This window comes from Pseudomonas sp. P1_F7, from assembly GCF_056405655.1.
Genome location: NZ_JBFUBR010000001.1, coordinates 233,581 through 248,950, shown reverse-complemented (window position 1 = coordinate 248,950; position 15,370 = coordinate 233,581). Strand labels below are relative to the sequence as shown.

Below are 15,370 nucleotides of genomic sequence, written 5' to 3'. Positions count from 1 at the left end.
ATCAAGAGCGGGGATCAAAAGCGTCGCGCAAGGCTTCGCCAATGAACACCAGTAAAGAAAGAATCAGCGCGAGGGTGAAAAACGCCGTCAGCCCCAGCCACGGGGCCTGCAGGTTCTGCTTGCCCTGGCCGATCAGTTCGCCCAGGGAAGCGCTGCCGGCAGGCATGCCGAAGCCGAGGAAGTCCAGTGCCGTCAGGGTGGAAATCGCCCCGGTGAGAATGAACGGCAGGTAGCTCAAGGTCGCGTTCATGGCGTTGGGCAGAATGTGCCGCACGATGACCTTGCGGTCGGTCAGGCCCAACGCGCGGGCGGCCTTGACGTATTCCAGGTTGCGCCCCCGCAGGAACTCGGCGCGCACCACGTCCACCAGGGCCAGCCAGGTAAACAGCGCCATGATTCCCAGCAGCCACCAGAAATTCGGCTCGACGAAGCCCGACAGGATGATCAGCAAGTACAGCACCGGCAACCCGGACCACACCTCCAGCAGACGCTGGCCGAGCAAATCCACCCAGCCGCCGTAATAGCCTTGCAGGGCTCCGGCCGCGATGCCGATCAGGGCGCTGACAAAGGTCAGCATCAAGGCAAACAGGATCGATACCCGGGCACCGAAGATCACTCGGGCCAGGACGTCCCGTGCCTGGTCGTCGGTGCCCAGCCAGTTGACGCTGGTGGGCGGGCTGGGGGCGGGTGTGTTCAGGTCGTAGTTGGGTGTGTCGTCACTGAACGGAATCGGTGGAAACAGCAGCCAGCCGCCGTCCTTCTTTATCAGTTGCTGCACGTAGTCGCTGCGGTAGTCGGCCTGGAACGGCAGTTGCCCGCCGAACTCCTGTTCGGTGTGGCGCTTGAAGGCAGGGAAGTACCACTGACCCTGATAGCTGACCATCAGCGGTTTGTCGTTGGCGATCAGTTCTCCGCCAAGGGTCATTGCGAACAGGCCGACAAACAGCCAGAGCGACCACCAGCCCCGACGGTTTTTCTTGAACCGCTCGAAGCGGCGACGCGCCAGCGGTGAAAGCTTGAGCATCAGGCGTTCCTCGCGGCGAAGTCGATACGCGGGTCGACCAGGGTGTAGCAGAGGTCGCCGACCAGCTTTATCAGAAGGCCAAACAGGGTGAAGATGAACAGCGAGCCGAACACTACCGGATAGTCCCGGGATACCGCCGCTTCGTAGCTCATGCGGCCCAGGCCGTCGAGGGAGAAGATCACCTCGATCAGCAGGGAGCCGGCAAAAAACACACTGATGAACGCCTGGGGAATACCTGACACCACCAGTAGCATGGCGTTGCGGAACACGTGCCCATACAGCACCCGTCGCTCACTCAAACCCTTGGCCCGGGCAGTGACCACGTACTGGCGGGTGATTTCATTGAGGAACGAGTTCTTGGTCAGGATGGTCAGCGTGGCGAAGCCGCCGATCACAAGCGAGGTCACCGGCAACACCAGATGCCAGAAGTAGTCGGCCACTTTGCCTATGGTCGACAGCGATTCGAAGTTGTCCGAGACCAACCCGCGAACCGGAAACCAGTTCAGCGAAGTGCCGCCGGCAAAGACCACAATCAGGAACATCGCAAACAGGAACGCCGGCATGGCATAGCCAATGATGATTGCGGTACTGCTCCAGATGTCGAATTGGCTGCCATGGTGCACGGCCTTGCGGATGCCCAGGGGAATCGACACCAGGTAGGTAATCAGCGTCGCCCAGAGCCCGAGGGAAATGGTCACCGGCATTTTTTCGAGGATCAGGTCGGTGACGGTGGCACCGCGGAAGAAGCTCTTGCCGAAGTCCAGGCGCGCGTAGCTGGTGAGCATCAGCCAGAGGCGTTCGTGTGCCGGTTTATCGAAGCCGTATTGTTTTTCAATGTCCTTGATTAGCTGCGGATCAAGCCCGCGACTGGCCCGGGACTTGCCGCTCATGGGTTCGCCGGAACCGCCGCCAACCGCGGCACCGCCAATGCCTTGCAGGTGTGCGATGGCCTGTTCGACCGGCCCGCCCGGCGCGGCCTGGACGATGACAAAGTTGACCAGGAGAATGATCACCAGCGTCGGAATGATCAGCAGCAGGCGCCGCAATATGTAAGCCCACATCAGTGCGGCCCTCCGGGTTTGCCACGGCTGATACGCTCGGCCGTCATCTGTTGGTTGGTCAATGGCGTGGTGCTCATCTCCCACCAGCTCTCGATGGCTTCGTCATTGCTCGCTTGTACGTTCGGGATGCCGAAGCGGTTCCACCACACCGTCGAGGTGCCCGGCGGGTAATAGTTGGGAATCCAGTAGTAATTCCATTGCAGCACCCGGTCCAGGGCATGGGCGTAATGCAGCATGTCAGCCTGGGTATTGGCGCGTATCAGCCCGGTGATCAGGGTGTCCACTGCCGGGTTCTTCAACACCATGTAGTTGTTGGAGCCAGGGTCGGTGGCCGCCGCCGAGCCGAAATAATTGACCAGTTCGCCCCCCGGAGAGGTAGTGACCGGGTAGCCGGTGACGATCATGTCGTAGTCGCGGCTCATCAAGCGATTGACGTACTGGGACGAGTCGATGCGGCGGATGTTCAGGTCGATGCCGATCTGTTTCAGCGTGCGCTTATAGGGCAACAGCAAACGGTCCATACCGTTCTGACTGACCAGGAAGGTGAAGCTCAGCGGCTCGCCGTCGGCATTGACCAGTTGGTCGCCATCGGGCTTCCAGCCGGCCTGTTCGAGCAAGTCCAGGGCCTGTAACTGCTTGTCGCGGATCACGCCGCTGCCATCGGTCTTCGGCGCCTCGAACACTTCAGTGAAGACTTCGTCGGGAATCTGCCCGCGCAGCGGTTCGAGAATCGCCAGCTCCCCGGCATCCGGCAATTGCCGGGCCGCGAGGTCGGTGTTGGAGAAGAAGCTCTGCTGGCGGATGTACATGTCACGCATCATCTGCCGGTTGCTCCACTCGAAGTCCCAGAGCATCACCAGTGCCTGACGCACGCGGCGATCCTGGAACATGGGCTTTTGCAGATTAAACACAAAACCCTGGGCTGGCTGCGGCGCCTCCGTGGCGAGGTGGGCCTTTTGCAGGCGACCGTCGCTCAGGGCCGGGCTGTCGTAGCCGATGGAATAGCCGGTGGCGGAAAATTCGCGATTGTAGTCAAAGGCGCCACCGCGCAGGACCTGGCGCGCCACGTCGGTATCGCCGAAGTACTCGATGCTGAAGTGATCGAAGTTGTACAGACCGGTGCTGACCGGCAGGTCCTTGCCCCACCAGTCAGGATTGCGCTCGAACGTGATGCTGCGCCCGGAATCGATCTTGCCGACTTTATAGGGGCCGCTGCCCAACGGCGCTTCATAGCCACCGCCACCGGCGAAATCGCGACTCTTCCACCAGTGTTCGGGAAACACCGGCAAGGTCGCGATATCCAGCGGTAGGGTGCGATTTTCGTTGTTCTTGAAATCAAAGCGGATAGTCAGCGGCGATTCCACTTCGACGCCTTTGACGTCGGCGAACTGGGTGCGGTAACGCAGGCTGCCCTGGGTCATCAGCAGATCGAAGGTATAGCGCACGTCTTCGGCGGTTATCGGTTTGCCATCGGCAAAACGCGCCTTGGGGTTGAGGTAAAAACGCAGGGACAGGCCGTCTTCGGAACGCTCCATCTTCTCTGCCACCAGGCCGTACACGGTGTACGGTTCGTCCAGGGAACGCTGGGCCAGCGGCGAATAGAGCAAGCCGTCGATCTGTGTGACGCCGATGCCTTTGTCGATGTAAGGCAAAACATGGTCGAACTGACCGATTTCGATCGCCGAGCGCCGCATCGTGCCGCCCTTGGGGGCCTGCGGGTTGGTGTAGGCGAAATGACTGAAGCCGGCAGGGTATTTTGCCGGTTCGCCGTACACGGTCATTGCCGGTTGCGGTGCCGCATTCACACCCGTGGCACCCGACAGCAGGGTCACGGCCGTGAACAACAAGGTAGGGAAAGCCAGTCGCATTGTCAGCCTTAGAGCCGGGTGGTCGTTAACGACAATTTGTACGCTAGCGGCGCGTCCCTCGCCAGCCGAATTACGCGTCGCAAACACAACGGCCCACCAAAAGGCGGGCCGTTGTGTGAATAGCTCAGGCGTCGATCAGTCCTGACGGCTGGTCACTTCCAGCAGGTGGAAACCGAACTGCGTCTTGACCGGGCCCTGGACCACGTTGAGCGGTGCGCTGAAGACCACGGTGTCGAACTCCTTGACCATCTGGCCCGGACCGAACGAACCCAGGTCACCGCCCTGGCGGCTGGATGGGCAAGTGGAGTTTGCCTTGGCAACTTCGGCGAAATCGGCGCCAGCCTCGATTTGGGCCTTGAGTTCGTTGCACTTGGCTTCGGAAGCAACAAGGATGTGACGGGCAGTGGCTTTAGCCATGGGAAAATACTCCTTTCAATACTCGATAAAGTGCTGAGCCTACCGGATTCAGTGAGCTATTTCTCCTCAAAGTTCCGTTCCACGCGGGATCCACGGCAGGTGGCTCCTCAAAGGCCGGCTTGTCTCAAGCGCTCGGCATGCTGGACATACAGTTCAATCGGGTCGACACCTGTGCGCAACTGGCCGGTCGGTTGGCCAATGGTGTCCAGATGATCCAGCGCATAGTCGGAACGGATAACCGTGCCCAAATGGGAACTGAAGCGACCGACCAAACCGTCGTTCTGCTCGCCTTCCGTGACGAAATAGCCGGAAAGGGCCCGACAGAAGGCGTGGAGCGGATCGAGCGCATTGAGCCCTTGTTCAAGGGCGTTCGATTGCAGGATGCCGCTCCACGAGTAGTAACGAACACCGTTGACCTGCTCACGACCCTTGCCACCCCAGGTTCTAGGCAGTCCTTGCGGGTATTTGTCGTTGAATGCGCCTACGCCCTCGGTGGTCAGCGCGTTGAGGGCGGCAATGGCGTTCTGCGGTCGGAACTGATTGTCGCTTAATGTCGCGAGGAAGTCGGCGAACAGGGTCACTACCGTCTCGGCCACATGTTCCGGCAGGCAGCCGGGTATCAATGCCTTGCGCAGGAAATCGGCCAGTTCCGAGCCATGGTTCGGCCCGCTGACAGAGGTCACCGACGCCACACTGTTTGGCGCAATCGCTGCGGCATAACGTGCGGTCAGTGCGCCCTGGCTATGGCCGATAAGGTTGACTTTGCGTGCACCGGTTCCTTCCAGTACCCGCTCGATCTGTGTGAGCAATTGGTCACCGCGTACCTCGTTGTCATGGGTGCCCGACAAGTAGGGAACGAACACCCTTGCTCCGGCGTTTCTCAGCGCCTGCCTGATGTCGTGAAAGAGCTCAAACTTGCCGATTCTTTCGAAGTCGAAAAGGCCGTGGACCAGCAGTATTGGGTAACAAGTGCTTGCATTCCTTTGCATGTTAATACCTTTACGCAGAAGTTCGTTGGGACTGCATGGCGCTTCACTCTAAAACACTCGAGGTTGGCGCGATGTATGAAAAGTCCGCCGGAACTTGCGGAAAACGGAATAGAACAAGTGCGAATGCTCAAAAGTGGCTGAAGCCTTAGTCGGAATAGTTCGAGGACTTTTCGCGGCAATCAGGTTGCTGCCGATCAAAGACCTACTTTGCATGTATCGATTTTCCGAGCGGGCCGGAGTGAGATGCCGACATCACGACTGTTTGCCATGAGGTTAAATAGCCGTCCAGAGCCGGCCACCTGTCCGGTGTTTATTCCAGGGAATGGAGCGAATGAATGACTGTTTATGAACCCGATACCTTGAATCTCGCGCAGCAACCATTACCACCTCCCATGCTTGAGCAGGCGCAAAACGGCGTTCTGAACCCCTCTGACAAAAAGGCAATCATCAGGGTCCAGCCTTATCCAGGCATGACCTGCGGCGACAAATTGCTATTGAGTTGGGCGGGGCTGGATGCCGATGGCCTCGCCTGCAATCACCAGGTGGCGCGTTTTGTCAGTGAGGACCGGGTTGGCGAGGACATAATCTTTGCCGTGGGTAGTGCACATATCGCGGCGCTTGAGGGTGGTTCACTGGAAATCGGTTACTCACTCACGAGCAGCCGATTTGCCGACCCCGTGCATTCCCATCGTTTGCAACTGAGTGTCGGTGATGTGCAATCCGACCTGTTGCCCGCGACGGTAAACGATGCGGTGGGTAGAACGCTTGATCCGGAACGGGTGAAAGAAGGGGCGATCGTTACGATCAAACCCTATGCGCGCATGGCGGCGGGCGACTGGGTGTTGCTGACCTGGGCTGGCGTTTCGGTAGAAGCAAGTTTCAGTGATGCACTCAAGGTTGAGTCCTTCGCTGTGGGGGGCGAACTGTCGTTTTGGGTCAGTCCGGAGTGCATTACGCTCAATCTGGGCTCCTCCGTGTCCGTCGACTATTGCGTCAAACAAGCAGGGCAAGGGCCTCGTTATTCTGAAGTAACGGCACTGATGATTGGCATCCTGGAGCGGCGACCACTGCGAGCACCCACTGTGCTGGAAGCCGACGAAGGTTGGGTGGATCTGCATGATGCGCAGGATGGCGTGACCATCGTCATCGAAAACCCCAAGGCTGAAAAAGGAGAACGGATTTACCTGACATGCGACGGGGAGAAATTCAATCACGGTGACGACCGTGAAATAACCAGGGACACCGCGGGCGAGCCGTTGGTGTTCATCGTTCCCTACCCGTTCTGGAGGGAGCATCGAGATTGCGCGATCCGTGTTTCCTATTCAGTCGAGCGCCTTGACGGCACCCGCCAGCAATCGGGGGTGACACTGGTTCAAGTGCAGTCCCTGATGGGACATTGATTGCCATTTGCCCTCCAGTCTTCCCATGAAGGCCGGAGGGCGGACGGATGATGCCGACTATTGGGCGTTGTTTTACGCTCGCAGCCGATCTGCCGCTTCAAGCAACAGTCGTTCTGTCCCGGCCCAGCCGAGGCAACCATCCGTCACCGACACACCGTATTGCAATGACGAACTCAACGGCTGGCAGCCTTCGAACAAATGGCTCTCGATCATCATGCCGATCAGCGAACGATCACCTTGCAGGCGTTGTTCAAGTACATCGTTGAACACGGCTGGCTGGCGCAACGGGTCTTTGCCGCTGTTGGCGTGACTGCAATCGACCATTATTCGAGCCGGAATCCTGAGCCTGGTCAGGTCGCTGTTCACCTGGGCGACGCTGTCGCTGTCGTAGTTCGGCCCGCGATGGCCGCCACGCAATACCAGGTGAGTGTCCGCATTGCCCGGGGTTTGAATGATCGCCGGATGTCCTTGGCTATCGACACCAAAATGGCGATGCGGATGGGCGGCGGAACGCATGGCGTCGCTGGCGACAGCAACACCACCGTCAGTCCCGTTCTTGAAACCGACCGGCATGCCCAGGCCGCTGGCCATTTCCCGATGGATCTGCGACTCCGTGGTCCGGGCGCCAATCGCTACCCAGCTCAACAGATCGTCGAAGTAGCCGGCCGCCATCGGTTGCAGCAGTTCAGTGGCAACGGGCAGGCCCAGACGGAGCATTTCGCGCATCAGCTCGCGGGACAGCGTCAGGCCGGTGGCCATGTCATCGCTGCCATCGAGGTGCGGGTCGTAGGCCAGGCCTTTCCAGCCAACCGTGGTACGGGGTTTTTCGACGTAGGCGCGCATCACCAGCAGCATTTCGTCGCTGACTTCGCCAGCGAGGCGGGAAAGATTAGCGGCGTATTCGAGGGCTGACTTCGGATCGTGTATCGAGCAGGGGCCGACGATGACCAGCAAGCGGGAGTCTTCACCGTTGAGGATCGCGCGAACCGCCTGGCGGTGGGCGGTGATTTGCCGGGACAGGGCGTTGTTGAGGGGCAATTGCTGTTTGAGTTGCAATGAGCTGGGCAGACGCAGGGTCAGCGCTTCATTGGCAGGGCTCAAGGTGGACAGCGGCAGTGCAGAGACGGACGAGTTCATATTCAAGGCTTCCTGGGCTGGTGGCGGGTTCATGCCCGCGCGCTCGGCCCTACTGGGGTGTTCGACAATTGGCCAGATTGGCTGCGTGTGTGTGCTTGCCACCTGTGGGTGACCGATCGGAGGCGGCAGGCTGTCCCGAGCGGAGGGTGGTAAATCGCCAGGCGGTAAAACTGTCGTAACGGTAATAAGTGGCGTAGTTCATGTTCTGTATCCTCTGAATGTCTGGTGTGTCGCTAAAAGTGTTGGGGCTGAAAAAACAAAACCCCCGGTCGGGAGGCCGACCGGGGGTTGAGAATTCTCTGGTGGCGACCCGTTTAAAGTGGGCGCCGTGTGGGTATCAGGCGCGCCAGTGGCTAAACCAATACCCAAAATAAAAGCTGACCGGAGCACAACCGTCGTTCACCCGGGCAGCCGCAACCGAGCGCAGGGCGCTGGCGGTACGAAGCTGTAAGAGGGCGTTGAACATGGTCTGTCTCCGATGGATGGTCCGAGCTTACTAGAGGCCGGTACGCAGATTCAATCAGAAAATGCTATCGGCCAACGACCACGCTTTCTATCGCTTGAGTGCCCCGAAGGTTGTGACACACTCTGCGCCTCAACAAAAAACACATCGTCACAAGGACGCATCATGACGGCACTGACTATCGCCGCCGCTCAATCGATCTCCATCGCCGGAGATCTCGCCGGCAATATCGCCAGACATCAACGTTTCATGCAGGTGGCTGCGGAGCAGGGCGTGCAATTGCTGGTGTTCCCTGAATTGTCGCTGACCGGCTATGAACGGGGGCTTGCGACGCAATTGGCTATTGCGCCGGACGCGGCCGTACTGCAGCCGCTGCGTGATTTTGCCAAGGAAGTCGGCGTGACGGCCGTCGTCGGCATGCCGATTCGGCTGACGGACACATCGCCCGTGCTGATTGGCGCGCTGATACTTGGCGCCGATGGTTCTCTCGCGGTCTACAGCAAACAGCATCTGCATCCGGGGGAGGAGGAGGCGTTTGCGCCGGGAGTGGGGGGCGAGCCGCTGACAATCGGCGCCGACACGATTGCGTTGGCAGTGTGCGCGGATTTCAACCATGCCGATCATGCGGCCATGGCCGCACTGAAAGGCGCAGGCATATATGCCGCTGGTGTGTTGATCACGGCAAAAGGCTACGACCCGGATACCGCGTTATTGCAGGGTTATGCCGCTGGCCATTCAATGCTGGTGTTGATGGCCAACCATGGCGGTGCAACGGGTGGCTGGGAGTCGGCAGGACGTAGTGCGGTGTGGGCGCCGGACGGTTCGCTGATTGCGGTCGCCGCCGGTACCGGCAACCAGATGGTCGTTGCCCGGCGTGATTCCGCGGGCTGGGCCGCAGAGGTATTGGTGGTGGAGCCAGCGTGATGGAACGCCAATGGCGTCCAGCAACGCCTGATGACCTGGAGTTCGCCCGCGAACTGACCTGCAGAGGCATGCTGCATTACTACATTCAGCATGATCTGTTGTGGCAGGACGAAGCGTTTGACGTGGCTTGGGCTGGGCGCGACAACCGATTGATCGTATGCGGCGAAAATGTCCTGGGTTATGTCAGCCTGAGCCGTGATGCCAGAGCCTTGTATATCCGCGAATTGCATATCGTCGAAGCGTTTCGTGGGCAGGGCACTGGATCGTGGACGATCGATCAGGTACTGGCTCTGGCGCGCCAGGAGCGGCGCCCGGCGTTGCGCCTGACGGTTTTCGAAAACAATCCGGCGCAAGCGTTGTACGAGCGTAAGGGATTGAGGGTGGTGGGCAAGGACGAATGTTTCTTGAGGATGCAGCTGGATATCTCTAGTCGGGATTGCTGCAACACGCTTGCAACAAGCCTTTCAAGATGAATTGAAACTTTTAATCTGACGCTTTCCGCTAGGTCTGCCAGATGCTTTTTGCTAAGGTGTCTGACAATCCAATAAGACCATATTGCGAGGTGTCTGCTTGATTAGGGTGCTAGTAGTCGATGACCATGATCTCGTTCGTACAGGCATTACACGAATGCTGGCTGACATCGATGGCCTGCAAGTAGTCGGCCAGGCCGAGTCGGGAGAGGAATCCCTGCTCAAGGCGCGTGAGCTGAAACCCGATGTGGTGCTGATGGACGTCAAGATGCCGGGTATCGGCGGTCTTGAAGCCACTCGCAAGTTATTGCGCAGTCATCCGGATATCAAAGTCGTCGCGGTGACCGTGTGTGAAGAGGACCCGTTTCCTACGCGGCTGTTGCAAGCCGGTGCGGCAGGGTACCTGACCAAGGGGGCAGGTTTGCCGGAAATGGTCCAGGCCATTCGCCTGGTGTTCGCCGGGCAACGCTACATCAGCCCGCAAATTGCCCAGCAACTGGCGATCAAGTCCTTCCAGCCCACCAACGATTCGCCTTTCGATGCCTTGTCGGAGCGGGAAATCCAGATCGCGCTGATGATCGTCGGCTGCCAGAAAGTACAGATCATTTCCGACAAATTGTGCCTGTCCCCGAAAACCGTGAATACCTACCGTTACCGCATCTTCGAAAAGCTTTCGATCAGCAGTGATGTCGAGTTGACGCTGTTGGCGGTTCGGCATGGCATGGTCGACGCCAGCCTCTGAAAATGACCGAAACCTTTGATCCGAGCGCCTTTCTGTCGACCGTTAGCGGGCGCCCCGGCGTGTACCGCATGTTCGACAGCGAAGCGCGGTTGCTCTACGTCGGCAAGGCCAAGAACCTCAAGAATCGCCTGTCGAGTTACTTTCGCAAGACCGGGCTTGCCCCCAAGACCGCCGCACTGGTAGCGCGTATCGCCCAGGTCGAAACGACAATCACCGCCAACGAAACCGAAGCCTTGCTGCTTGAGCAGACGTTGATCAAGGAATGGCGCCCGCCCTACAACATCCTGCTGCGCGACGATAAGTCCTACCCCTACGTCTTTCTCTCCGACGGAGAGTTTCCGCGCCTGAGCATTCATCGCGGCGCGAAAAAGGCCAAGGGCAAGTACTTCGGGCCTTACCCGAGCGCCGGTGCGATCCGCGAAAGCCTGAGCCTGCTGCAAAAGACATTTTTCGTTCGTCAATGCGAAGACAGTTATTACAAGAACCGCACGCGCCCTTGCCTGCAATACCAGATCAAGCGCTGCAAGGCGCCCTGCGTCGGGCTGGTGGAGCCCCAGGTGTACGCCGAAGATGTGCGCCATTCGGTGATGTTTCTTGAAGGGCGCAGCAATGCGCTGACTGACGAGTTGTCCGCCGGGATGGAAGAGGCGGCGATCAATCTCGAATTCGAACGCGCAGCCGAGTTGCGGGACCAGATTGCGTTACTGCGCCGGGTCCAGGATCAACAGAGCATGGAAGGCGGAACCGGGGACGTCGATGTGATTGCCGCCTTCGTCAACCCGGGCGGTGCCTGTGTTCATTTGATCAGCGTGCGGGGCGGGCGGGTACTGGGAAGCAAGAACTTCTTCCCTCAGGTCGGTATTGAAGAAGACGTTTCTGAAGTCATGGCCGCGTTTCTCGGCCAGTACTTCATCAGCAGTCCTGAACGCGACTTGCCGAGCGAACTGATCGTCAACGTGGTCCACGATGACTTTCCCACACTGATCGCCGCCATCGACGAGTTGCGCGGTCGCGAGCTGACCATCAGCCATCGCGTGCGGGGCACGCGAGCGCGCTGGCAGCAATTGGCGGTGACCAATGCCGAGCAGGCACTGAGTGCGCGCCTGGCGAATCGTCAGCACATTACGGCACGCTTCGATGCACTGGCCGAGGTGCTGAAGCTGGATGAGCCTCCACAGCGCCTGGAGTGCTACGACATCAGTCATTCCAGTGGCGAGGCGACGGTGGCGTCCTGCGTGGTCTTCGGCCCCGAAGGCCCGATCAAGGCCGATTACCGTCGGTACAATATCGAGGGCGTTACGGCCGGCGATGACTATGCGGCGATGCACCAGGCGTTGACCCGACGCTTCAGCAAACTGAAGGACGGGGAGGGCAAGCTGCCGGATATCCTGCTGGTGGACGGCGGTAAAGGTCAGTTGTCCATGGCCCGCGATGTGCTCGATGAATTGGCCGTGCCTGACCTGATTCTGCTGGGCGTGGCAAAAGGCGCGACGCGCAAGGCCGGTTTCGAAACCCTTTACCTGAATGACGCTGCACATGAGTTCACGTTGCGCGGTGATTCTCCCGCGTTGCACCTGATCCAGCAGATTCGCGACGAAGCCCACCGGTTTGCCATTACCGGGCACCGCGCCCGACGTGGAAAAACCCGTCGGACGTCTACACTGGAAGGTGTCGCCGGCGTCGGACCCACACGTCGGCGGGATTTGTTGAAACATTTTGGTGGATTGCAGGAGCTGTCTCGTGCAAGCATCGAAGAAATTGCCAAAGCCCCCGGGATCAGTAAAAAGCTCGCAGAGTTGATTTATGCAAATCTGCACAGCGAGTAGAATGCCCCCTCACCTCGTAGCCAGTTGTGCCGATGAATATCCCTAATCTGATTACCGTTCTACGCGTTCTGCTCATACCGATCTTCATTTTACTGTTCTACCTGCCTTACCAATGGAGCTACCTGGCCTCCGCCTCGGTCTTCGCATTCGCTGCCGCCACCGACTGGCTGGACGGGTACCTGGCCCGCCGGCTGGAACAAAGCACACCGTTCGGGGCTTTCCTCGATCCGGTTGCCGACAAGCTGATGGTTGCGGTTGCATTGGTACTGTTGGTGCAGGAACACGGAAACCTGTGGCTCACGCTGCCAGCTGCCGTGATCATCGGTCGCGAGATTGTCGTCTCGGCACTGCGCGAATGGATGGCCGAACTGGGCGCTCGTGCCCACGTTGCCGTGTCGAACCTAGGCAAATGGAAAACCGCCGCGCAAATGCTGGCGCTGGTGATCCTGCTGGCCAACCCCAAGGATTTCAGTTTCTGGGTCTTGCTGGGCTACACCTTGCTGATGGTGTCGGCTGGCCTGACTTTGTGGTCGATGGTCCAGTACTTGCGGGCTGCCTGGCCACATCTGAAGACCGACGTTGAAAAGAAATAAAACTTTTTTGAATCAAAGGGTTGACGGGGCTTCTGGATTCTATAGAATGCGCCACACCAAGACGCGGGAATAGCTCAGTTGGTAGAGCACGACCTTGCCAAGGTCGGGGTCGCGAGTTCGAGTCTCGTTTCCCGCTCCAAGTTTGTACGCATTTGATGTCGCGCTACTAGACGCCAAATGTTTTGAGGCCGAGTAGCAAAATGGTTATGCAGCGGATTGCAAATCCGCCTACGCCGGTTCGATTCCGACCTCGGCCTCCACTAATAAACAAGCTCCGTAGATCTATGATTTACGGAGCTTTTTTATTTGCAATAGCCTGCAAGATTTAGTCTTGAAAAGGCTATTTGCGAACTTGCTTCACCGGGGCGGGATGTATATATTTCCACCTCTGCTGCACAAGCGTCAGAACTGCCAGATCGTTATTTGACAGAACCTGGACGCTTCACCGCGCTACCGCCCGAATGGCGAAACTGGTAGACGCATGGGACTTAAAATCCCCCGCTCGTAAGGGCGTGCCGGTTCGATTCCGGCTTCGGGCACCATCTTGCATTCCACAGAGCGCTTTTGAGTTCTTTGGAGGCCTTGAAAAACCTGCCTTCTGGCGGGTTTTTTCGTTTTAGCATTCCGTCGGATTCTTGTCCAATCTTCTGGAATCCGGTCATTTAGAGGGTAAAGTTAGGGGTAGTCTTTGGTTCGATTAAGGATAGTACCCTTATGTCGCGCACAACTGCTCCGCTTACCGACGCTGCTTGCCGTTTAGCCAAGCCAACAGACCGTCCCTACAAGCTTTTCGACGGCGACGGTCTCTATCTCCTAATCCAACCCAATGGCCGTAAAGGCTGGCGTCTCAGGTACGTAAAGCCTGACGGCCGGGAGGGGTTGACCTCCCTCGGCAGCTATCCTGTGATTGGCCTTGCCGATGCGCGCCAGAAGCGTTTAGATGCGAAGCGGATGCTCGCAGACGGCATTGATCCCGTTGAGAACAAGCGTAAAGCCAAAACGGAAGATGCTGTCAACGGGCGTACCTTTGAAAGCGTTGCGTTGGACTGGCACAAGAACATGTCGGCCAGATGGACACCGGACCATTCCAAGAATGTGTTGAACCGTCTGAATAACTATGTTTTCCCGTTTATCGGTGCCCGCGCGATTGCTAATCTCGATACTTATGATCTGATGCAACCTTTGGAGGCGATCAGAAAACGAGGAACGATTGACGTCGCCTTAAGGGTACAAAGATACCTGCAAAGTATTATGCGTGAGGCAAAACGCCTTCGTCTTATTCCGATAAACCCTGCGTACGATCTTCAGGGCTTGATCAAAGCGCCGCGAGTCACCCATCGGCCTGCATTGCCCCTATCACGCCTGCCTGAATTGCTGGCACGAATCAATGCCTACAAAGGCCGAGAGCTGACCCGGCTAACGCTCAGGCTGTCGCTGCACGTGTTTGTTCGCTCGAGTGAATTACGTTTCGCTCGCTGGTGCGAGTTCGACCTCAAGCGTGGCGTATGGGAGATCCCGGATACTCGGCCGGAGCTGGAGGACGTACGCCATTCAACGCGGGGGACGAAAATGGCGGGTGATGTCCATCTTGTGCCTTTATCGCCGCAAGTTGTGGCCGTGCTTGAACAGATCCACACCCTCACTGGCACATTCGACCTGGTATTTGCCGGTGATGCTAGGGCCTGGAAGCCGATGTCCGAAAACACCGTGAACAAAGCGTTGCGCACGATGGGGTACGACACGAAGACAGAGATTTGTGGTCACGGCTTCCGCTCAATGGCCTGCAGCGCACTGGTTGAGTCAGGGCTGTGGTCAGAGACGGCTATTGAAAGACAGATGAGCCATCGAGAGCGGAACAGCGTTCGTGCCGCCTACATTCACAAGGCAGAGTTCATTGAAGAGCGCAGGCTGATCATGAACTGGTGGAGTCGGTACCTTGAGGCCAATCTTCAGGAGCATGTCACCCCTCACGAGTTTGCGAATCAGGCCGGCGAGAATGTCACTCGGTTAAAAGTAAAACGTGGCGCAATGAAGTAAGCGTACCGGTAATGCTTCGTTGGGGGTGGCGATTAAAAGGTCGTTCGACAATTGATGTCCTCACTCCGGATAATTTCGACGTGACCACGCGGTTCGTGTGCAGAGCCCTGGGCTCAAGCTAAGGTGTTAACTTCGAGCGGTGGCAAAGGATGTTACCGTTACAGTTGAGGCGTTTGTTGTTCTTCGAGTTGCCACTGGAGTGCTGGGCTTCACATGCCACCTGAGGCATCGGGAAAAACTCGAAAAATGACGGTCAGCATCTGATTTCTACGGGCTAATGATCACGATATACCGCACTTGAGTCGGATTTTTTATTGCGCAGAAGAGCACCATTTAGCAATATCTCGCCCCCCACACTCTCTTTTCAGCTCTCCATCCCTCTCATTTGGGGGCTGCGTCTCGGAGAGGGTGGGTAACCC

General features: G+C 58.1%; 13 protein-coding genes and 3 tRNA genes. 10 read left to right on the top strand and 6 right to left on the bottom strand.

Features of this window, described 5'->3' with window-relative positions:
• Position 1: 1 nt before the first annotated feature.
• The 5 genes from AC1D1M_RS01030 to AC1D1M_RS01010 form a co-directional block, all read right to left on the bottom strand.
• Positions 2–1,024, bottom strand: coding sequence for an ABC transporter permease (locus AC1D1M_RS01030; protein WP_477774123.1), 1,023 nt, complete (start codon positions 1,022–1,024; stop codon positions 2–4).
• On the bottom strand, positions 1,024–2,085 hold the full coding sequence (locus AC1D1M_RS01025; RefSeq protein ID WP_477774122.1) for a microcin C ABC transporter permease YejB: 1,062 nt from the start codon (positions 2,083–2,085) through the stop codon (positions 1,024–1,026). Before AC1D1M_RS01025 ends, AC1D1M_RS01030 begins: the two co-directional genes overlap by 1 nt.
• Positions 2,085–3,953: an extracellular solute-binding protein gene (locus AC1D1M_RS01020; RefSeq protein ID WP_477774121.1), complete on the bottom strand. Its 1,869-nt coding sequence runs from the start codon at positions 3,951–3,953 to the stop codon at positions 2,085–2,087. Before AC1D1M_RS01020 ends, AC1D1M_RS01025 begins: the two co-directional genes overlap by 1 nt.
• Before the next feature lie 135 nt (positions 3,954–4,088).
• A complete protein-coding gene (locus AC1D1M_RS01015) occupies positions 4,089–4,370 on the bottom strand; it encodes a peptidylprolyl isomerase (RefSeq protein WP_008051985.1) in 282 nt (93 codons plus the stop codon).
• Positions 4,371–4,477: 107 nt separating this feature from the next.
• Positions 4,478–5,359, bottom strand: a complete 882-nt coding sequence (locus AC1D1M_RS01010) for an esterase/lipase family protein (RefSeq protein ID WP_477774120.1) — start codon at positions 5,357–5,359, stop codon at positions 4,478–4,480.
• A gap of 335 nt (positions 5,360–5,694) precedes the next feature.
• Here AC1D1M_RS01010 and AC1D1M_RS01005 point away from each other — a divergent pair, with 335 nt between their 5' ends.
• Complete coding sequence (locus AC1D1M_RS01005) at positions 5,695–6,759, top strand: hypothetical protein (RefSeq protein WP_477774119.1); 1,065 nt, start codon at positions 5,695–5,697, stop codon at positions 6,757–6,759.
• A 72-nt stretch (positions 6,760–6,831) separates the two neighbouring features.
• Here the strand turns inward: AC1D1M_RS01005 and AC1D1M_RS01000 are convergent, their stop codons facing one another.
• Positions 6,832–7,896, bottom strand: coding sequence for a 3-deoxy-7-phosphoheptulonate synthase (locus AC1D1M_RS01000; RefSeq protein WP_477774118.1), 1,065 nt, complete (start codon positions 7,894–7,896; stop codon positions 6,832–6,834).
• Between the two features lie 628 nt (positions 7,897–8,524).
• Between AC1D1M_RS01000 and AC1D1M_RS00995 the strand changes: the two genes are divergently transcribed.
• The 9 genes from AC1D1M_RS00995 to AC1D1M_RS00955 all read left to right on the top strand — a co-directional run bounded on the left by AC1D1M_RS00995 (position 8,525) and on the right by AC1D1M_RS00955 (position 14,951).
• On the top strand, positions 8,525–9,283 hold the full coding sequence (locus tag AC1D1M_RS00995; protein WP_477774117.1) for a carbon-nitrogen hydrolase family protein: 759 nt from the start codon (positions 8,525–8,527) through the stop codon (positions 9,281–9,283).
• Positions 9,283–9,756, top strand: coding sequence for a GNAT family N-acetyltransferase (locus AC1D1M_RS00990; protein WP_477774116.1), 474 nt, complete (start codon positions 9,283–9,285; stop codon positions 9,754–9,756). Before AC1D1M_RS00995 ends, AC1D1M_RS00990 begins: the two co-directional genes overlap by 1 nt.
• Positions 9,757–9,853: 97 nt before the next feature.
• On the top strand, positions 9,854–10,495 hold the full coding sequence (gacA, locus tag AC1D1M_RS00985; protein WP_008015884.1) for a response regulator transcription factor GacA: 642 nt from the start codon (positions 9,854–9,856) through the stop codon (positions 10,493–10,495).
• A gap of 2 nt (positions 10,496–10,497) precedes the next feature.
• Complete coding sequence (gene uvrC / locus AC1D1M_RS00980) at positions 10,498–12,321, top strand: excinuclease ABC subunit UvrC (protein ID WP_477774115.1); 1,824 nt, start codon at positions 10,498–10,500, stop codon at positions 12,319–12,321.
• Positions 12,322–12,353: 32 nt separating this feature from the next.
• A complete protein-coding gene (gene pgsA, locus AC1D1M_RS00975; RefSeq protein WP_007992985.1) occupies positions 12,354–12,914 on the top strand; it encodes a CDP-diacylglycerol--glycerol-3-phosphate 3-phosphatidyltransferase in 561 nt (186 codons plus the stop codon).
• Between the two features lie 63 nt (positions 12,915–12,977).
• Positions 12,978–13,053 (top strand) — tRNA-Gly (locus AC1D1M_RS00970).
• Between the two features lie 47 nt (positions 13,054–13,100).
• A tRNA-Cys gene (locus AC1D1M_RS00965) sits at positions 13,101–13,174 on the top strand.
• Between the two features lie 195 nt (positions 13,175–13,369).
• Positions 13,370–13,456, top strand: a tRNA-Leu gene (locus tag AC1D1M_RS00960).
• Between the two features lie 172 nt (positions 13,457–13,628).
• The gene (locus AC1D1M_RS00955; protein ID WP_477762236.1) at positions 13,629–14,951 is read left to right on the top strand and encodes a tyrosine-type recombinase/integrase; all 1,323 of its coding nucleotides are present in this window, start codon (positions 13,629–13,631) and stop codon (positions 14,949–14,951) included.
• Positions 14,952–15,370 lie beyond the last annotated feature (419 nt).